Source organism: Hydrogenophaga palleronii NBRC 102513, assembly GCF_001571225.1.
In the GTDB taxonomy this organism is placed as follows: Bacteria; Pseudomonadota; Gammaproteobacteria; order Burkholderiales; family Burkholderiaceae_C; genus Hydrogenophaga; species Hydrogenophaga palleronii.
In genome coordinates this window covers 1-18168 of record NZ_BCTJ01000001.1, presented here as the reverse complement: position 1 = coordinate 18168, position 18168 = coordinate 1, and the positions used below count along the sequence as shown (strand labels likewise).

Below are 18168 nucleotides of genomic sequence, written 5' to 3'. Positions count from 1 at the left end.
TTCATTTCACCTCGAAGCGGGCAACGTTGTTGCGGGTGTGGCGCGTGGTCTCGAAAACCTGGCCGCGCACGCTGACCTGCGCCGTGTCGGCGCGGCCCAGCACCACCTTGTACGGCGGCGCGCTGGAGAAGTCGATCACGTCACCCGCCTTGAGCAGGCGCTGGACCACCACCGCACCGCTGCCGTTGGTGACTTCAACCCAGGACTCGCCCGTGGCCGCAATGCTCAGCAGGCCGCTGCCCGGCGTCACGACCGGCGCCGGCGCTGCGGCGGCATCGGTCGGTGCCGCAGTGCCTACTGCAGGTGCTGCGGGTGTTGCCGATGGGACGGCGACACCAGCGCCAGTCGCAGCAGCGGCGCCATCCACCGGAGCGGCCGCGTCGGCCGGCGCGGCTGGGGCCACCACCGGTTCGCTGGGCTCCTCGGCGAGCACCGGCTCGGTGACGGTGGCCGTCTCGACCGGCGTGACCACGCTGCCGCCGTCGGACACCACGGGTGCGCCCTCTTCCAGGCGCGGCATGAACACGATCACCAGCGCCGCCAGCAACAACACGATGGCCGCCAGCAGCGCCGGGCGCGACAGCCAGCCCAGCGGGCTGCCGGGTGCCGGATCGTTGGCCGGCTGGAACGTTGCATTGATGCCCTGGCGCGAACCACCCAGTTCACTCACCGCGCGGTGCGGAATCTGCTCCAGCACGGGGGCGGGGTCGATCTTCAGCTGGCGGCAGGCGCTGGCGGCCAGTGCGCGTGCAAAGGTCAGGTCGGGCAGTTCTTCGTAACGCCCGGCTTCCAGGGCCTCCAGCTTGCGCACCGGCACCTTGAGCGCCGCGGCCAGCGCGGCAATGTGCAAACCTGCCGCTTCGCGCGCCGCGCGCAGCAGCACAGGGCGCGTCACGCCCTCCGTCGAAACAGATCCGTTCTCATTGGCGTACGCCTCACTCATCAAATGCTCTCCGCTGGTAAGAACCCCACTCACGCGATTCGGGGAAGCGCCGGCTCAGTTGCTGCGCCAGTTGCGCCATGGCTTCGGTGTTGCCCACGCGCTGCTCCACCTTGATGCCCAGCCACAGCGTTTCGGCGTTGGCCAGGTCGGTGTTGTTGAGACGGCGGATGGTGAACTGCGCCTTGGTGTAGTCACCACGGCGGAACTGCAGCGCCGCCAGGTTGTAGGCCGTGATCGGGTTGCCCGCGTCGAGCTCGTAGGCGCGCATCAGGCTGGTTTCGGCTTCGGCGAACTGGGCCGCGCGCACCTGGCAGATGCCCTTGGCCATCAGGGTCTTGGCCTGGCCGCCGTACGTCGGGCTGTTGAGCGCGCGCTGGAACATGTCGATCGACTGCGGGTAACGGCCCTGCTCGCAGAGGAACAGGCCGTAGTGGTGCAGCACGTTGGGGTCGCTCGGCGCGAGCTGCTGCGCGCGAGCGAAGCTTTCTTCGGCCAGACGCACATCGTTCAGGCGCGAATACACCAGGCCACGCAAGGTGTAGGCCGGCGCGTAGCTCGGGTCGTTCTGCAGCGCCAGCTTGATTTCGTCGAGCGCCACCGTGGCCTGGCCGTTCTCGAAGTAACCCGAGGCCAGCTCGACGCGGATGCGCGCACGCTTGCGCGCTTCGGGTTCGTCGGACTCTGTCAGGGGCTCGCCACTGCGCGCCGACACGCCGGGGCCGCCGGCGCCGGCCGGCATCTGCGCGCAGGCGCCCAGCAGCAGCGCGACCAGCGCCAGGCAGGCGGCCAGGCCGCGCGGATACAGCCCTGCTCGTGGGCTCATGGAGCCGGTGCGGATCGCGTGTGTCATGCCTGCCTTTCCTTTTGAACAAAACGGATGGGACGCTCGGCGCTGGCCTGGCGCCGCTGGGCCAGGCGGCTGGCGGCGTTGGTGCGGTCGAGCACGTCACCGGCGAGCTGGCCGCAGGCGGCGTCGATGTCGTCACCGCGCGTCTTGCGCACCGTGGTCACCACACCGCCTTCGATCAGCACCTGCGCGAAGGCCTGCACCACCGCGCGCGACGAACAGAGCAGCCCCGAATCGGGGAAGGGATTGAACGGGATCAGGTTGATCTTGCAGGGGACACCCCGCGCACCGTGGTGGCGGATCAGCGCCAGCAACTGCCGCGCGTGTTCGGGCTGGTCGTTCACGCCGTCGAGCATGCAGTACTCGAAGGTGATGAAGTCGCGCGGCGCGGCCGGCAGGTAACGCAGGCAGGCGTCGAGCAGCTCGGCAATCGGGTACTTGCGGTTCAGCGGCACCAGGTCGTCACGCAGCGGGTCGTTGGGCGCGTGCAGCGACACCGCCAGCGCCACCGGGCAGTCTTGCGCCAGGCGGTCCATCATGGGCACCACGCCGGAGGTGGACACCGTGACGCGGCGGCGCGACAGGCCATAGCCGTGGTCGTCCAGCATGACGCGCAGTGCGGGCACCAGCGCGTTGTAGTTCTGCAAGGGCTCACCCATGCCCATCATGACCACGTTGGTGATCACGCGTTCCCCGCGCTTCAGGTGCCGGCGCAGGAAATGCTCGGCGTGCCAGAGCTGCGCCAGGATCTCACCGGTGGTGAGGTTGCGCGAAAAGCCCTGGTGGCCGGTGGAGCAGAAACGGCAGCCCACGGCACAACCGGCCTGCGAGGAAATGCAGAGCGTGCCACGGTCTTCTTCGGGAATGAACACGGTCTCGACCGCGTTGCCGCCGCCCACATCGAACAGCCACTTGATGGTGCCGTCGGCCGAATCCTGGCGCGAGAGCACCGGCAGGTCGGTGATGGTGCAGACGGCGGGGAGCTTGTCGCGCAGGCTGCGCGCCAGGTCGGTCATCTGGGTGAAGTCCGACGCCCCCTTCTGATGGATCCAGCGAAACAGCTGCACGGCGCGAAAGCGCTTTTCGCCCAGCTGCTCGCAATAGGCGGCCAAACCCTCGAGATCGAAGTCGAGCAGATTGGCCGTCATACCATGATCAACGCGAATAGACGTTGAGACCGGCGAAGAAGAAAGCCACTTCGGCGGCGGCCGTTTCAGGCGCGTCGGAGCCGTGCACGGCGTTGGCGTCGATGCTGTCGGCGAAGTCGGCGCGGATGGTACCGGCGTCGGCCTTCTTCGGATCGGTGGCGCCCATCAGGTCGCGGTTCTTGGCGATCGCGCCTTCGCCTTCCAGCGCCTGGATCATCACCGGGCCGGAGATCATGAAGTCAACCAGGTCCTTGAAGAAAGGACGGGCCTTGTGCACGGCGTAGAACGCTTCGGCTTCGCCGCGCGAGAGGTGGGCCATGCGAGCGGCCACGACCTTCAGGCCAGCGGCTTCAAAGCGGGCGTAAATCTGGCCGATGACGTTCTTGGCGACGGCGTCGGGCTTGATGATCGAGAGGGTGCGTTCGATGGCCATAAAAATCCTGAAGTTTTGCGGGTCAATCTGCGAGGCCAGCATGGCCCCACAAAGCCCATGATTCTACATTGATCGGGTGTCCCCAGCGCGGCAGCCCGCGGGCTTCAGCGGCCTCCTGAGCGCCCGCCACCACCGCCACCACTGCGGCGGCGCGATCCACCGGGCGCGCTCCCGCGGCCCGCTTCCTCTTGCCGGCGGCGTTGCAGCGAGTCCTGGCCAATGTAGCCAAACGAGGTCTTCATCGGATCGGGTTGTGCACCACCACCGCCCTGCCCCTTGCCACCGGCACCACCCTTGCCGCCACGCGGCTTGGCCCCGCCCGGCGCGGCGCCCATGCCGTAGCCGCTGTTGCTGCGGCGATCGCCAAAGCCTTCGCTGCGGCTGCCCGGTGGTTTGCCCTGGGTGCGGCCGCCTTTGGCCGCCTGTTTGCCACGCTGGGCCGGGTGCCGGCCGGCAGGACGCGGCGCGCGCGTGCCGTCCTCGGCACCGTCGGCCAGGCCGGCGGCGGCCGTCAGGCGGCCGATGTCGCGTTCGTCAAGCTCCAGCCACACGCCGCGCTTGAGGCCGCGCGGCAGCATCATCGCGCCGTAGCGGATGCGGATCAGTCGGCTGACCGCGTGGCCCACCGCCTCGAACATGCGGCGCACCTCGCGGTTGCGGCCTTCGCCGATGGTCACGCGGTACCAGCAATTGGCGCCTTCGCCACCACCGTCTTCGATGGAGGCGAACTGCGCCATGCCGTCGTCGAGCCGCACGCCGTCGAGCAGGCGTTGTTTTTCCTCGTTGGACAAGGCGCCCAGCACGCGCACCGCGTACTCGCGCTGCAGGCCGAAACGCGGGTGCATGAGGCGGTTGGCCAGCTCGCCGGAGTTGGTCAGCAGCAGCAGGCCTTCGGTGTTCAGGTCGAGCCGGCCGACCGATTGCCACTTGCCCTGCATCAGTCTGGGCAGGCGGCGGAACACCGTCGGGCGGTTCTGCGGGTCGTCGTGCGACACCACTTCGCCAGCCGGCTTGTGGTACGCCAGCACGCGCGGCGGCTGCGGCGTCATGCGCACGCGCACCGGCTTGCCGTTGACCTTGATCACATCACCGAACTGGATGCGCTGACCGACGTGCGCGGGTTCGCCATTGACCGAGATGCGCCCTTCCAGGATGAGCTGCTCCATCTCCAGCCGCGAGCCCATGCCGGCCTGCGCCAGCACCTTGTGCAGCTTGGGCGATTCGGCCTGCGGCGCCAACACGCGCTTGGTGGGCAGGGGCAGTTCCAGCTCCTGCTCGGCATCGAAGGCGCCACTGACGATGTCGTCAAAGCCCAGGGCCTCGGGGTCGGCAGCGGCGGCATGGGTCTCGTTGGCCGGCGGCGGCGCCGCGTTGTCGGCGGCGGGCGCGCTGGTGTCGGGGTTCGACTCAGGCGTCGCGGGTGGGGTGTTCGCCGGGTTCATGGTGGTCCTGGGTGGGCAAAGGTTGCGCTTGCGCGTCGGGGGTGCCGGGTTCGGCAGTGTCGGGCGCCGGTGCGTCGGCATCGGCAGGTTCGGGCGCGGCAACGGTCAAGAGGTCGTCGGGTTCGGTGTCGGCCGCGGCCTCGGTGGAAGCCACGGCCTCTTTCGCTGGTGCCCCCTCTTCGGTGCCGTCGGCGCCAATGGCAACCTCGGCTCCATCGGCATCGTCAGCAGCGGGTTGCAGGTTGGCCGACAACGAGTCGAAGTCCAGCCGTTGCAGGGCCGACTCCTGCACGTCGCTGCCTTCCAGCGGCGGCAACTGGTCCAGCGAAGACAGGCCCAGGTCGTCGAGAAACTGGCGTGTGGTGGCGAACAGCGCAGGCCTGCCGACCGTTTCGCGGTGGCCGATCACCTCGACCCAGCCACGGTCTTCCAGCTGCTTGATGATCAGCGAGTTGATGGTGACGCCACGGATGTCTTCCATGTCACCGCGCGTGACCGGCTGACGGTAGGCAATGATGGCCAGCGTCTCCATGGTGGCGCGGGTGTACCGCGGCGGCTTTTCCGGGTGCAGGCGGTCCAGGTAGGGACGCAACTCGGGGCGGCTCTGGAAGCGCCAGCCGCTGGCCACCTTGACCAGCTCGACGCCGCGACCGGTCCATTCGAGCTGCAGGTCGGCCAGCAGGGTCTTGAGCGTGTCCGCCGAGAGCTCGGCGTCGAACAGCGTGCCCAGTTCGCGCACAGAAAGCGGCTGGGGCGCGCAGATCAACGCGGTCTCGAGGACGCGCTTGGTATCCGTGGTGTTCATGGTGTCAGTCGGTCAAAAACCGGTACGTGACCGGGACGGTACAGGGGTGGGCATGTGCCCGTCGCACGCGAACCGGCGGGGACGGTGGCGACCGTCGACTCAGAACGCCGGAAAAGAAACCGTTGCCAGGGCAGGCAGAAACCGGGAGGTGGGGAGGTCATGGCCTCGGCACAGCCGCCAGGCGGCTGATGGGGTGGTGGCCTTCATTCGAAGAAACCACGCTCCGCATCGGCTGGATTGTAGCGGAGCCCACAGGCATCCAGCGCGGCCAGCATGTCGTCCGGCGGGGTTGAACTGAAGGCCAGTGCCTCGCCCGACACCGGGTGCAACAGCTGCAGGCTGGCGGCGTGCAGCGCCTGGCGCCCCATGCCCCAGAGCGGGCGCCCGCCGTACAGGCTGTCACCCACCAGCGGGTGTTCCAGCCAGGCCATGTGCACGCGGATCTGGTGCGTGCGTCCGGTGTGCAACTTGCACGCCACCAGGCTGGCCTGCGCATTGCCGTCCAGCAGACGCACCGTGGTCTGCGCCGGCTTGCCGATGCCGAACTCGGGCGATACCACCGCCATGCGCAGGCGGTTGTGGGTGTCGCGCCCGATCGGCCGGTCCACGCCTTGTTGTCCGGCGCCTTTCCAGCGGCCGTGGGCCAGCGCCACGTACTGGCGGTTGACCTCACGCGCCGCGATGGCACGCACCAGGGCCTCGACCGCTTGGCGTGATTTGCCCACCAGCATCAGGCCCGAGGTGTCCTTGTCGAGCCGGTGCACGATGCCGGCGCGCGGCAGGCTGGCGGCGCCCGCGTGGTGCGCGAGCAGGCCGTTGAGCAAGGTGCCGGTCCAGTTGCCGGCGGCCGGGTGCACCACCAGTCCGGCGGGTTTCCGGATCACCAGCAGGTGCTCGTCTTCGTGCACCACGTCCAATGCCATGGCTTGCGCCACGAACGCCTGGGCCTGCTGGGTCGGCCGCAGCTCGACCGACAACCGGTCGCCGGCGGCCACGCGGGCCGAGGGTTTGGCCAGCGCCAGGCCGGCGCGCACCACCGCGCCGTCGGCCATCAGTTGCTGCAGGTAGGAACGCGAGAACTCGGGAATGAGCTGTGCCAGCGCGCGGTCGATGCGCCAGCTGTGCATGGTGGCGGGCACCTCGCAGTCCCGCGTCTCCACCGCCAGGCCCAGCTCGTCCACCATCGCGGTGCTGTCGGCATCCTGCCCCGGCGCGGAACCATTGGAAACATCCCCCGTCGATATAATTTGTGCTGCCAAACCCATTGTTCCGTTGTAAAGGTGCGCCTGCGATGTTGACGTTCAGATTATCGGCTGTGCCACTGTGTGTGCTGGCCTCGGTGCTCGTGCTGAGTGCCTGCAGCACCAAACTGGTGGACCAGACCGCGGGCTGGAGCCCCAACCGCATCTACAGCGAAGCGACCGAAGAGCGCGCCGCCGGCAACTACGACAAGGCAGTCACGCTGCTCGAAAAACTCGAAGGCCGTGCCGCCGGCACGCCGCTGGCGCAGCAGGCCCAGCTCGACAAGGCCTACACCCAGTACAAGGCCGGCGAACAGGCCCAGGCGCTGGCCAGCATCGACCGCTTCCAGAAGCTGCACCCGGCCAGCCCGGCCATGGACTACGCCCTGTACCTCAAGGGCCTGGTGAACTTCAACGACAACCTCGGCATCTTCGGTTCGCTGGCGCGCCAGGACCTGTCCGAACGCGACCAGAAAGCGGCCAAGGAATCGTTCGAGGCCTTCCGCGAACTCGCCACCCGCTTCCCCGATTCGCGCTACACGCCCGATGCGCGCAGCCGCATGACCTACATCGTCAACTCGTTGGCGCAGTACGAAGTGCACGTGGCGCGCTACTACCACAGCCGGGGCGCCTACGTGGCCGCCATCAACCGCGCCCAGACCGCGCTGAGCGACTACACCAACGCGCCGGCGCTCGAAGAGGCGCTGTACATCATGCTGCGCTCCTACGACGCGCTGGGCATGACGCAACTGCGCGACGACACCCGCCGCGTGATGGAAGCCAGCTACCCCAAGAGCGAGTACCTGAGCCAGGGCTTCCGCTCGGTCAACGATCCCTGGTGGAAGCTCTGGTAAGCACCAGCGCATCGAGCGCCGACGCCATGTCGGCCTCGTCCACCAGCCGGCGCATGTCCGGCAGGGCCGCCAGCAGGCGCTGCCCGTAAGAGCGGGTCAGGAGGCGGCGGTCGCCGATCACCAGCACGCCGCGATCGGTTTCCGAACGGATCAACCGGCCCGCTCCCTGCTTCAGGGCCATCGCGGCCTCGGGCAAAAACACATCGTTGAACGCACTCAGGCCGAGCGCCTGCAGCCGCTGGCCACGCGCCTGCATCAGCGGGTCGTCGGGCGGCGGGAACGGCAGCTTGTCGATCACCAGCAGCTGCAGCACATCACCGGCCAGATCCACCCCTTCCCAGAACGCGGCGGAGGCGATCAGCACGCTGGCCTGTTCGGTGGCCCGAAAGCGCGCCAGCAAGGCCCGCTTGGACAACCGCCCCTGCGCCAGCACCTGCAGTGGCGCGCAACGGCCTTGCGCCACCAATGTCTGCAGGTGCTCGGCCATGCGCGCGGCAGCACGCAGCGTGGTCGTCAGCACCAGGGTGCGCCCGCCCAGGCGCGAGGCCCAGCGCGCCACCGCATCGGCCAGCGCCGGTGAGTGCGCCACGTCCCCCGGCTCGGGCAGTTCGTGCGGCACGTACAGCGCGGCCTGGGCCGCATGGTCGAACGGGCTGGGCACGCGCAGGGTGCGCAGCTGCGGCAGCGCATCCAGGCCGAGCCCGCGCGTGAACCAGTCCAGCGTGCCGTCGCTGCCCAGCGTGGCGGAAGAAAATACCCAGCTGCGGCCGGCCGATGCCGCATCGCCGAGCAGGCTGCGGAACAAGGCCGAGCTGTCGGCGGGTGCACTCACCACGCGCCAGTGCCGCCCGCCCTCGCCCCACTCCATCCAGCGCACCGCGTCGGCGGCAATACCGGGCGCACCCACGATGCCGCCCCACAGCACCAGTTGCGCGTGCACCCGTTGCAGCAGCCGCTCCAGTTCGATGGCGGCCTGGGCGGTGGCACGCAGGCCCTCGCGGCAGGCCGAGAGGGCCTGTGCCACGTCGGCCACGGCGCTGGACCAGGCCACGGTGTCCACGCCCTCGGGCGCCGCGCCCTGCCAGCGGCTGCGCATGCCGGCCGCGCCGGGCTGGCGCGGCACACCGGCGACGGCGCGCGCGGCCTGCTCCAGGCCCAGCGCCAGGTGGGCCCAGGGGCGCTGGCCGCGCGCCCAGGCCGGGCCCTGCGCCGCCAGATCACGTGCCAGCTCGCGCAACTGGCCCGAGCCCAGGGTCTGACCCAGGAAGGGAATGCCGGTGTCGTTCAGCTGGTGCGCTTCGTCGAACACCAGCACCTCGGCCTGGGGCAGCAGCGTCGCCACGCCGGACTCCTGCAACAGCTGGTCGGCAAAGAACAGGTGGTGGTTGATCACCACCCAGTCGGCCCGCTGGGCTTCGCTGCGCGCGCGGTTGACGTGGCAGGCGCTGTGGCGCGGGCAGGCGCCGCCCAGGCAGTTCTCGCGCGTGGAGCTGATCATGGGCCGCAGCGGCGAACGTTCGTCCAGCTGTTGCAGCTCGGCCAGATCGCCGCTGTGCGAGGCACTGGCCCAGCGCAGCACTTGCGCCAGGGTGGCCGTGATGGCCGGGTCGCGCAGGCCCACCGACGCCGGGCCGTGCAGGGCCTGCTCGGTGCGGTGCAGGCAGACGTAGCTGGAACGGCCCTTGAGCAAGGCCGCGCGCACCGGCATGCCCAGCGCGCGTGCCACCGCCGGGATGTCGCGGCCATGCAACTGGTCCTGCAGGGCCTGGGTGGCGGTGGACAGCAGGGCACGCCGCCCGCTCAGCAGCAAGGGCACCAGGTAGGCGAAGGTCTTGCCGACGCCGGTGCCGGCCTCCACCGCCAGGCAGTCGCCGGCTTCGATGGCGCTGGCCACCGCGCCGGCCATGCGCTGCTGGCCCGGCCGCGCGTGCAACGCACCGAAGGCGCGCGCCAGCGCACCGTCGGCGCCGAAGGCCGCGGCCACGCTGGCCTGCAGTTCGCTCAGGGCGTGGGCTTCGTCATCGGGCGGAGCGTCGGGCAGGCCATCGGGCCGGGTGGTGGGTGCGCAGGGGTTCACGGTTTCGACAGAGGTTTGAGCGCGGCAGGAAGATAAGTGGCTACCATTGCGGGCATCTCCCTGCCCGCTCAGAAGGCCCACACCTCCCATGTCCAAAGGCTACCGCATCCAGGCATCCACCGGCATCCACCGGGGCGACCGCGACTACCAACAAGACCAGGTCTGCCTGCTGCACCACCCCCGGCAGCCGGCCTGCCTGCTCGCGGTGCTGGCCGACGGCATGGGCGGGCGCAGCGGGGGCCGCAAGGCGTCCGACCAGGTGATGCTCACGGCACGCCAGCTGTTCGACCGCTTCGACCCCGACACCGACGACGCCTCGGCCCTGCTGCGCCAGATCGTCGAAGAGTCGCACCTGGTGATCAAGCTCACCGCGGTCTCGGCCGAGCAGGAGCCGCACAGCACCATCGCCGCCTTCCTCATCAACCCCGGGGGCGACAGCCACTGGGTGCACGCGGGCGACTCGCGCATCTACCACTTCCGCAACGGCCGCATGGTGTTCCGCACCATGGACCACTCTTACGTGCAGACCCTGGTGAACCAGGGTGAGATCACCGAAGAAGAGGCGCTGGACCATCCGCACGCCAACATCCTGATGGGCTGCCTGGGCACGGAGAACGACCCGCCGGTGGACATCCACGTGGCGCCAGCGCTGCACGCCGGCGACGCCATCATGGCCTGCAGCGACGGTGTCTGGCACTACTTCACGCCGGAAGAGCTCTCCAGCACCATCGCCATGCTGTCGCCGCGCGAGGCCTGCGAGTTCCTGATCCAGAAGGCACGCTCGCGTGCCAAGGGCATGGGCGACAACCTGTCGCTCACCATCGTCAAGCTCGACCCGCTGGTCTGACGGGCCGGCCTGCGGCATCGGCGCTCAGGTCAGGCCGGTGTCGACCAGCCGGTGTTCGAGCGACAGGAATTCCTGCGACTGCATCTCGGTCAGGCGCGAGACGGTGCGCGGAAATTCGTGCGCCATCGGGCCTTCCACGTACAGCTCTTCCGGCCGCACCGCGGCCGACATCACCAGCTTGACGCGGCGGTCGTACAGCACGTCCACCAACCAGGTGAAGCGCCGCGCTTCGGAGGCCTGGCGCACCGACATCTGCGGCACGTTGGACAGCATCAGCGTGTGGAACTGGCTGGCGATTTCCAGGTAGTCGTTCTGCGAACGCGGACCGCCGCACAGGGTGCGGAAGTCGAACCAGATCACACCACCGGCACGGCGCAGCGCCTGGATCTGGCGCGCCTCGATCTCCATCACCGGGTCCTGGTCCCCGGCTTCGGCCAGTTCGCTGAAGGTGGTTTCCATGGCTGCGTCGGCCTCTGGACCCAGGGGACAGTGGTACAGCTCGATGTGGTTGAGCGTGCGCCGACGGTAGTCGGTGCCGTTGTCCACGCTGAGCACTTCCAGCCGCTGCTTGAGCAGCTCGATGGCCGGCAGGATGCGGTCGCGGTGCAGGCCGTCGGGGTACAGCGCGTCGGGGTGGAAGTTGGAGGTGGTCACGAAGCCCACGCCGGCCTTGAACAAGGCGTCGAGCAGGCGGTGCAGGATCATCGCGTCGGTCACGTCCGCCACGTGGAACTCGTCAAAGCAAATGAGCTTGTAGCGCTTGGCGATGCGCGCACCCAGTTCGTCCAGCGGGTTCACGGTGCCCTGCAGCTCGCGCAGTTCGCGGTGCACCTCACGCATGAACTCGTGGAAGTGCAGCCGCGTCTTGCGCCGCAGCGGCACCGCGTTGTAGAAGCATTCCATGAGGAAGCTCTTGCCGCGCCCGACACCGCCGTACATGTACACGCCGCGCGGAATCTCCGGGTTGACGAAGAGCTTCTTCAGCGAATTCGAACGCTTCTGCTTGTAGACCGCCCAGTCGGCCGCGCAACGCTCGAGCGCGTCGATGGCCCGTTCCTGGGCGGGGTCGGATGTGTAGCCGCGCTCCTTGAGCGCAGCCTCATAGGTGCTGCGGACGCTCAAAACCGGCGCTTCAGAAGTTCAGCGTGCGCTTGTCCACCGCGAGCGCGGCTTCCTTGGTGGCTTCCGACAGCGAGGGGTGAGCGTGGCAGATGCGCGCGATGTCTTCGGCGCTGGCCTTGAACTCCATCGCCACCACGGACTCGGAGATCAGCTCGCTGGCCTGCGGGCCGACGATGTGCACACCAAGGATCTCGTCCGTGGCTGCATCGGCCAGGAACTTGACCATGCCGGTGGTGTCGCCCAGCGCGCGTGCGCGGCCGTTGGCCAGGAACGGGAAGGTGCCGGCCTTGTACTTCACGCCATCGGCCTTGAGCTGCTGCTCGGTGCGGCCGACCCAGGCGATCTCGGGGCTGGTGTAGATGACCCAGGGGATGGTGTTGAAGTTGACATGGCCGTGCTGGCCGGCGATGCGCTCGGCCACTGCCACGCCCTCTTCTTCCGCCTTGTGCGCCAGCATCGGGCCACGCACCACGTCGCCCACCGCCCACACGCCCTTGAGGCTGGTGCGGCATTCGGCGTCGACCACGATGGCGCCACGCTCGTCAAGCTGCAGGCCCACGGCTTCGGCGTTAAGGCCGATGGTATTGGGCACGCGACCGATGGACACGATGAGCTTGTCGGCGTCCAGCGTCAGGGCCTCACCCTTGGCGTTGGTGTAGGCCACGCTCACGCCCTTCTTGCCGGTCTTGACCTCGCCGACCTTCACACCCAGCTCGATCTTCAGGCCCTGTTTGTCGAAGGCCTTCTTGGCTTCCTTGGCGATCTGTTCGTCAACGGCACCCAGGAAGGTCGGCAGACCTTCGAGGATGGTCACGTCGGCACCCAGGCGGCGCCAGACCGAGCCCATTTCCAGGCCGATCACGCCGGAGCCGATCAGCACCAGCTTCTTGGGCACGGCGCCGACGCGCAGCGCGCCGTCATTGGACAACACGGTTTCTTCGTCGAACGGCGCACCCGGCAAGGCACGCGCATTGGAACCGGTGGCGACCACGATCTGCTTGCCGGTGATGAGCTCTTCTTTCGCGCCCGTCACCTGGATTTCGTAGCCGCCCTCCACCGCCTTGGTGAACGAACCGCGGCCGTGGAAGAAGCTGATCTTGTTCTTCTTGAACAGGTACAGGATGCCGTCGTTGTTCTGCTTCACGACCGTGTCCTTGCGCCCCAGCATCTTGCTGACGTCCATCTTCACGCTGCTGGCGCTGATGCCGTGCTCGGCAAAGTGGTGGTTCGCGTGGTCGAAGTGCTCGGACGACTGCAGCAGCGCCTTGCTGGGAATGCAGCCGACGTTGGTGCAGGTGCCGCCGGGGGCCGGGCCGCCGGTGGCGTTTTTCCACTCGTCGATGCAGGCGACCTTGAAACCGAGTTGGGCCGCGCGGATGGCAGCGATGTAGCCGCCAGGGCCGGCGCCGATGACGACGACGTCAAATGCTTGAGACATGTTGTTTCCTGAATTCAGATGGGCCAACGCCCCTGGCGGGGCGTTGGCTACAAGGGAGGTCGATCAGATGTCGAAGAGGAGACGGGCCGGATCTTCCAGCGCTTCCTTCATCGCCACCAGGCCCAGCACGGCTTCGCGGCCGTCGATGATGCGGTGGTCGTACGACATGGCGAGGTAGTTCATCGGACGGACCACGATCTGGCCGTTTTCCACCACGGCGCGGTCCTTGGTCGCGTGCACGCCCAGGATGGCCGACTGCGGCGGGTTGATGATGGGGGTCGACAGCATGGAGCCGAAGGTACCGCCGTTGGAGATCGAGAACGTGCCACCGGTGAGGTCGTCCAGGCCCAGCTTGCCGTCACGGGCCTTCTGGCCGAACTCGGCAATCTTCTTCTCGATGTCGGCAAAGCTCATCTGGTCGGCGTTGCGCAGGATGGGCACCACCAGGCCGCGCGGCGAGCCGACGGCGATACCGATGTCGAAGTAGCCGTGGTAGACGATGTCGTTGCCATCCACCGAGGCGTTGATGATCGGGTACTTCTTGAGCGCGTGCACCGCGGCCTTGACGAAGAAGCTCATGAAGCCCAGCTTGACGCCGTGTTCCTTCTCGAACTTCTCCTGGAACTTCTTGCGCATCTCCATCACCGGCGCCATGTTCACTTCGTTGAACGTGGTCAGGATGGCGTTGGTCGATTGCGATTGCAGCAGGCGCTCGGCCACGCGAGCACGCAGGCGGGTCATGGCCACGCGCTCTTCCGGGCGGTCACCCAGGTCGGGCGCGACCACGGGCACCTGCGGCAGCACCTTGGTGGGTGCGCCGGTGGAGATGGCGACCGGTGCCGGGGCAGCGGCCTTCGGTGCGGCCACGGCCGACAGCACGTCACCCTTGGTCACGCGACCGTCCTTGCCGGTGCCAGCCACCGAGCCGGCGGCCAGGTTGTTGTCGGCCATCAGCTTGGCGGCGGCGGGCATGGCCACGCCGGCTTTCGACTGCGAGCTGGCGGCGGCGGCAGCCGCCGGAGCGGCAGCGGGTGCAGCAGCAGCGGCCGGTGCCGCGGCAGCCGGGGCGGCAGCGCCGGCCACGGCTTCGGTGTCGATGCGGGCGATCAGCTGCTCGGCGGCCACGGTGGCGCCATCGGCCTGCACCAGTTCCACCAGCACGCCAGCGGCGGGTGCGGGCACTTCGAGCACCACCTTGTCGGTCTCGATTTCGATCAGGATCTCATCGGCGGCGACGGCTTCGCCGGCTTTTTTCTTCCACGTCAGCAAGGTGGCTTCGGCCACCGATTCGGACAGCTGGGGGACTTTGACTTCTACGATTGCCATGTGTGTTCTACCTGGTTTTTGTGGGGTGGGCATCGGACGGGCCGCTCACGGGACCGGAGGTCCGGGTGAGCAGCGGCGTGTCCGTGCGGATCACTTGGTGAGGATGAAGCCCTTGAGTTTGGAGAAGGCGGCTTCGATCAGGTTCTTCTGCTGCTCCTGGTGCAGGTGGGAGTAACCCACGGCAGGAGAGGCCGAGGCGGCACGTCCTGCGTAGCCCAGCTTCTGACCGTCGAGCATGTTCTCGTGGATGTAGTGCTGCACGAAGAACCAGGCGCCCTGGTTCTGCGGCTCGTCCTGGCACCACACGATGTCGGTCGCGTTGGGGTACTTGCGCAGCTCGGCACCAAACACCTTGTGCGGGAACGGGTACAGCTGTTCGACGCGCAGGATGGCGACGTCGTCCGAGCCACGCTCCTCGCGCTTCTTGACCAGGTCGTAATAGACCTTGCCCGAGCAGCAGATGACGCGCTTGACCTTGTCGGCCTTCTTCGCCACGTCGGCATTCTGCTCCGGGATCACGGTCTGGAAACCACCCTTGGTGAACTCGGACAGCGGCGAGGTCGCGTCCTTGTTGCGCAGCAGCGACTTGGGCGTGAAGATGATCAGCGGCTTGCGCAGCCCACGGATCATCTGGCGGCGCAACACGTGGAAGATCTGGCTGGCCGTGGTCGGCTGCACGATCTGCATGTTGGTGTCGGCAGCCAGCTGCATGAAGCGCTCCAGGCGGCCCGAGCTGTGCTCCGGACCCTGGCCTTCGTAGCCGTGCGGCAGCATCATGGTGATGCCGTTGACACGACCCCACTTGACTTCACCCGAGGCGATGAACTGGTCGATCACGACCTGCGCACCGTTGACGAAGTCGCCGAACTGCGCTTCCCAGATCACCAGGGTGTTGGGGTCGCTCGAGGCGTAGCCGTACTCGAAACCGAGCACCGCTTCTTCGGACAGGATGGAGTCGATCACCACGAACGGGGCCTGGTTGTCGGCCACGTTCTGCAGCGGCACGTAGGTGCCTTCGTCGTACTTCTCGCGGTTCTGGTCGTGGATCACCGCGTGGCGGTGCGTGAACGTGCCACGGCCGCAGTCTTCACCCGAGAGGCGCACCGGGAAGCCGCTGGCCACCAGCGAGGCGAAAGCCATGTGCTCGCCCATGCCCCAGTCCACCGGGATGTCGCCACGGCCCATGGCCGCGCGGTCGGCGTACACCTTCTTCACCAGCTGGTGCGGGGTGACGCTGTCCGGGATGGTGGTCAGGCGGTCCGACAGGCGCTTCCACTCGGCCATCGGAATGGCTGAGTCGGAGGTGTCGGTCCACTTCTTGCCCAGGTACGGGCTCCAGTCGACCGCGAACTTGCTCTTGAAGTTGGTCAGCACCGGGTCCACGGTGTGGCGGCCCGCGTCCAGCGCGGCACGGTAGGCCTTGACCATGTCGTCGCCCAGGGTCTCGCCCAGGCCTTGCGCGGCCAGCTTGTCCGCGTACAGCTTGCGCGTGCCGGGGTGGGCCGCGATCTTCTTGTACATCAGCGGCTGCGTCAGGCTCGGGGTGTCCTGTTCGTTGTGGCCCAGCTTGCGGAAGCACACGATGTCGACCACCACGTCCTTCTGGAAGGCCATGCGGAACTCGAGCGCGAGCTGGGTGGCGAACACCACGGCTTCGGGGTCGTCGCCGTTCACGTGGAGCACCGGCGATTCGATCATCTTGACGACGTCGGAGCAATACAGCGTGGAGCGGCTGTCGCGCGGGTCGGAGGTGGTGAAACCGATCTGGTTGTTGATCACCAGGTGCACCGTGCCGCCGGTGGTGTAACCACGGGTTTCGGCCAGTGCCAGGGTTTCCATCACCACGCCCTGGCCGGCAAAGGCGGCGTCACCGTGCACCAGCACCGGCAGCACCTGCTTGCCCAGCGGGTCGCCACGGCGGTCCATGCGGGCACGCACCGAGCCTTCGACCACCGGGTTCACGATTTCCAGGTGCGAGGGGTTGAACGCCAGCGAGAGGTGCACCGGGCCGCCGGGGGTGGTGACGTCGGAGCTGAAGCCCTGGTGGTACTTCACGTCGCCCGAAGGCAGGTCTTCCGGTGCCGTGTGGTCGAACTCGGCGAACAGGTCCTTGGGCATCTTGCCCAGGGTGTTCACCAGCACGTTCAGGCGGCCACGGTGGGCCATGCCGATCACGATTTCCTGGATGCCGACCTGGCCGGCCTGGCGGATCAGTTCGTCCATCGAGGCGATGAAGCTCTCACCACCTTCGAGCGAGAAACGCTTCTGGCCCACGTACTTGGTGTGCAGGAAACGCTCCAGGCCTTCGGCCGCGGTCAGGCGGTCGAGGATGTGTTTCTTCTTCTCGGCATTGAACGCCGGCTTGGCACGGCTGCCTTCCAGGCGTTCCTGCCACCAGCGCTTCTGGCTCTGGTCGGTGATGTACATGTACTCGGCGCCGATGGAGCCGCAGTACGTTTCGCGCAAGGCATTGAGCAACTCGCGCAAGGACATGGTCTCCTTGCCGAAGAAGGTGTTGCTCGTGTTGAAGATGGTTTCGAGGTCGGCGTCGGTGAAGCCGTAGAACGACAGTTCCAGCTCGGGAATGTGGTCGCGTTCGGCGCGCTTCAGCGGGTCGAGGTCGGCCCAGCGGGCGCCGACATTGCGGTAAGCGGCGATGAGCTGTTGAACGGCGGTGCGCTTGCGGGCCAGTTCGGAGTCGGCGCCAGTGGCCACGACCACCTTGGTGCCACCTTGTTTGGCGCGCTCGGCAAAAGCATTGATGACGGGCAGGTGGGGCACGTCGCGAGCGTCGGAGCCATCACCGGCCGGGACGTTCTGCAGGGCGTCGAAGTAACCGCGCCAGTTATCGGGAACACTGCCCGGGTTCTCCAGGTAGTTCTCGTACATCTCTTCCACGTACGGCGCGTTGCCGCCAAAAAGGTACGAGTTGCCTTTGTAGGCAACATACACGTTGCCCGCGTTCGATTGGGAATCGCTCATAAATCCGCTGACCTCCGTTTCCCTTCGGGAAACATAAGCTGGTTAAAAAAACCTTCCGCGGCACGGCTGAACCGTTTGGCGGATGCGACAGTGACTGTGGAAGGACCTGACTGCGTGCGGGCGATTGTGCCACCTCGGGCACCCCGCCGTGCAAAAGAATGCCTATAGGCGGTGCCCTGGCTCAGGAAACGATGCGCGGCGAGAGCCTTTCAGACGCGGGCACCGCGCTGGGCTCGTCCATCTCGATCGCGATCTGGGTGCACACCGTGCGGCACAGCGTGACCGCTTTCTCACTCTGCACACGGTAGATGACCTGCGTGCCGTCCTTGCGTTTGGCAAGCACGCCGGCGCGGTAGAGCAGGTTCAGGTGCTGGGAGAGGTTGGGTTGCGTGGTGTCAATTTCCTGCAACAGCTGCGAGACCGACTTTTCCTTGTCACACAGCGCGCTGAGGATGCGCAGCCGCATCGGCGTGGCAAGCACCCCGAACAGTTCGGCGGCCAGCTCGAACACGCGGACTTTTTCAACCTGGCCTTCGGACCCGATCATCTGTTCCATGGCAAGTACGGCTCGTGTCAATATAAGCATGAATCATACTTACAAACCTCCCCGGCCACCATGGGGCTTCGATGCCCCCTGGCGGGTGGTGGCCCGGCTCAGGCCAG

Annotated in this window: 15 protein-coding genes; 2 read left to right on the top strand and 13 right to left on the bottom strand. The window is 67.4% G+C overall.

The window, feature by feature from the left end:
* Position 1 precedes the first annotated feature (1 nt).
* The 7 genes from HPA01S_RS00075 to HPA01S_RS00045 all read right to left on the bottom strand — a co-directional run bounded on the left by HPA01S_RS00075 (position 2) and on the right by HPA01S_RS00045 (position 6883).
* Positions 2 to 943, bottom strand: coding sequence for a RodZ domain-containing protein (locus tag HPA01S_RS00075; protein ID WP_084360357.1), 942 nt, complete (start codon positions 941 to 943; stop codon positions 2 to 4).
* Entirely contained in the window at positions 936 to 1793 is an 858-nt protein-coding gene (gene pilW, locus HPA01S_RS00070) for a type IV pilus biogenesis/stability protein PilW (protein WP_245638538.1), read from the bottom strand. Before pilW ends, HPA01S_RS00075 begins: the two co-directional genes overlap by 8 nt.
* Positions 1790 to 2938: a dual-specificity RNA methyltransferase RlmN gene (rlmN, locus tag HPA01S_RS00065; RefSeq protein ID WP_066265079.1), complete on the bottom strand. Its 1149-nt coding sequence runs from the start codon at positions 2936 to 2938 to the stop codon at positions 1790 to 1792. Before rlmN ends, pilW begins: the two co-directional genes overlap by 4 nt.
* A 7-nt stretch (positions 2939 to 2945) precedes the next feature.
* Positions 2946 to 3371 carry a nucleoside-diphosphate kinase gene (gene ndk / locus HPA01S_RS00060; RefSeq protein ID WP_066266130.1) on the bottom strand — a complete coding sequence of 142 codons (426 nt, stop codon included), beginning with the start codon at positions 3369 to 3371 and terminating at the stop codon, positions 2946 to 2948.
* A gap of 104 nt (positions 3372 to 3475) precedes the next feature.
* Complete coding sequence (locus tag HPA01S_RS00055) at positions 3476 to 4813, bottom strand: pseudouridine synthase (RefSeq protein ID WP_066265077.1); 1338 nt, start codon at positions 4811 to 4813, stop codon at positions 3476 to 3478.
* A complete protein-coding gene (gene scpB, locus HPA01S_RS00050) occupies positions 4779 to 5618 on the bottom strand; it encodes an SMC-Scp complex subunit ScpB (RefSeq protein ID WP_066265074.1) in 840 nt (279 codons plus the stop codon). The genes HPA01S_RS00055 and scpB overlap by 35 nt, the downstream gene beginning before the upstream one ends.
* 203 nt (positions 5619 to 5821) lie before the next feature.
* On the bottom strand, positions 5822 to 6883 hold the full coding sequence (locus tag HPA01S_RS00045) for an RluA family pseudouridine synthase (protein ID WP_066265072.1): 1062 nt from the start codon (positions 6881 to 6883) through the stop codon (positions 5822 to 5824).
* Between the two features lie 26 nt (positions 6884 to 6909).
* Between HPA01S_RS00045 and HPA01S_RS00040 the strand changes: the two genes are divergently transcribed.
* A complete protein-coding gene (locus HPA01S_RS00040; RefSeq protein WP_066265069.1) occupies positions 6910 to 7713 on the top strand; it encodes an outer membrane protein assembly factor BamD in 804 nt (267 codons plus the stop codon).
* Here HPA01S_RS00040 and HPA01S_RS00035 read toward each other — a convergent pair.
* Complete coding sequence (locus tag HPA01S_RS00035) at positions 7685 to 9790, bottom strand: ATP-dependent DNA helicase (protein ID WP_245638537.1); 2106 nt, start codon at positions 9788 to 9790, stop codon at positions 7685 to 7687. The two genes, HPA01S_RS00040 and HPA01S_RS00035, sit on opposite strands and share 29 nt — an antisense overlap.
* An 88-nt stretch (positions 9791 to 9878) precedes the next feature.
* Here HPA01S_RS00035 and HPA01S_RS00030 point away from each other — a divergent pair, with 88 nt between their 5' ends.
* Complete coding sequence (locus tag HPA01S_RS00030) at positions 9879 to 10637, top strand: PP2C family protein-serine/threonine phosphatase (protein WP_066265067.1); 759 nt, start codon at positions 9879 to 9881, stop codon at positions 10635 to 10637.
* A gap of 24 nt (positions 10638 to 10661) precedes the next feature.
* Here the strand turns inward: HPA01S_RS00030 and zapE are convergent, their stop codons facing one another.
* From zapE to HPA01S_RS00005, 5 genes are all read right to left on the bottom strand, one after another.
* Entirely contained in the window at positions 10662 to 11759 is a 1098-nt protein-coding gene (gene zapE, locus HPA01S_RS00025; protein WP_066265065.1) for a cell division protein ZapE, read from the bottom strand.
* A 10-nt stretch (positions 11760 to 11769) separates the two neighbouring features.
* Positions 11770 to 13197, bottom strand: a complete 1428-nt coding sequence (gene lpdA / locus HPA01S_RS00020) for a dihydrolipoyl dehydrogenase (protein WP_066265059.1) — start codon at positions 13195 to 13197, stop codon at positions 11770 to 11772.
* Between the two features lie 63 nt (positions 13198 to 13260).
* A complete protein-coding gene (odhB, locus tag HPA01S_RS00015) occupies positions 13261 to 14523 on the bottom strand; it encodes a 2-oxoglutarate dehydrogenase complex dihydrolipoyllysine-residue succinyltransferase (RefSeq protein WP_066265057.1) in 1263 nt (420 codons plus the stop codon).
* Positions 14524 to 14613: 90 nt separating this feature from the next.
* Positions 14614 to 17505 carry a 2-oxoglutarate dehydrogenase E1 component gene (locus tag HPA01S_RS00010; protein ID WP_066265054.1) on the bottom strand — a complete coding sequence of 964 codons (2892 nt, stop codon included), beginning with the start codon at positions 17503 to 17505 and terminating at the stop codon, positions 14614 to 14616.
* Positions 17506 to 17686: 181 nt separating this feature from the next.
* Positions 17687 to 18061 carry an ArsR/SmtB family transcription factor gene (locus tag HPA01S_RS00005; protein ID WP_066265045.1) on the bottom strand — a complete coding sequence of 125 codons (375 nt, stop codon included), beginning with the start codon at positions 18059 to 18061 and terminating at the stop codon, positions 17687 to 17689.
* Positions 18062 to 18168: the final 107 nt, after the last annotated feature.

Bases quoted from the DNA above. Each gene is read 5' to 3' on its own strand.
- HPA01S_RS00075 (WP_084360357.1), bottom strand. From the start codon at position 943: ATGAGTGAGGCGTACGCCAATGAGAACGGATCTGTTTCGACGGAGGGC.
- pilW (WP_245638538.1), bottom strand. From the start codon at position 1,793: ATGACACACGCGATCCGCACCGGCTCCATGAGCCCACGAGCAGGGCTG.
- rlmN (WP_066265079.1), bottom strand. From the start codon at position 2,938: ATGACGGCCAATCTGCTCGACTTCGATCTCGAGGGTTTGGCCGCCTAT.
- ndk (WP_066266130.1), bottom strand. From the start codon at position 3,371: ATGGCCATCGAACGCACCCTCTCGATCATCAAGCCCGACGCCGTCGCC.
- HPA01S_RS00055 (WP_066265077.1), bottom strand. From the start codon at position 4,813: ATGAACCCGGCGAACACCCCACCCGCGACGCCTGAGTCGAACCCCGAC.
- scpB (WP_066265074.1), bottom strand. From the start codon at position 5,618: ATGAACACCACGGATACCAAGCGCGTCCTCGAGACCGCGTTGATCTGC.
- HPA01S_RS00045 (WP_066265072.1), bottom strand. From the start codon at position 6,883: ATGGGTTTGGCAGCACAAATTATATCGACGGGGGATGTTTCCAATGGT.
- HPA01S_RS00040 (WP_066265069.1), top strand. From the start codon at position 6,910: ATGTTGACGTTCAGATTATCGGCTGTGCCACTGTGTGTGCTGGCCTCG.
- HPA01S_RS00030 (WP_066265067.1), top strand. From the start codon at position 9,879: ATGTCCAAAGGCTACCGCATCCAGGCATCCACCGGCATCCACCGGGGC.
- lpdA (WP_066265059.1), bottom strand. From the start codon at position 13,197: ATGTCTCAAGCATTTGACGTCGTCGTCATCGGCGCCGGCCCTGGCGGC.
- odhB (WP_066265057.1), bottom strand. From the start codon at position 14,523: ATGGCAATCGTAGAAGTCAAAGTCCCCCAGCTGTCCGAATCGGTGGCC.
- HPA01S_RS00010 (WP_066265054.1), bottom strand. From the start codon at position 17,505: ATGAGCGATTCCCAATCGAACGCGGGCAACGTGTATGTTGCCTACAAA.
- HPA01S_RS00005 (WP_066265045.1), bottom strand. From the start codon at position 18,061: ATGGAACAGATGATCGGGTCCGAAGGCCAGGTTGAAAAAGTCCGCGTG.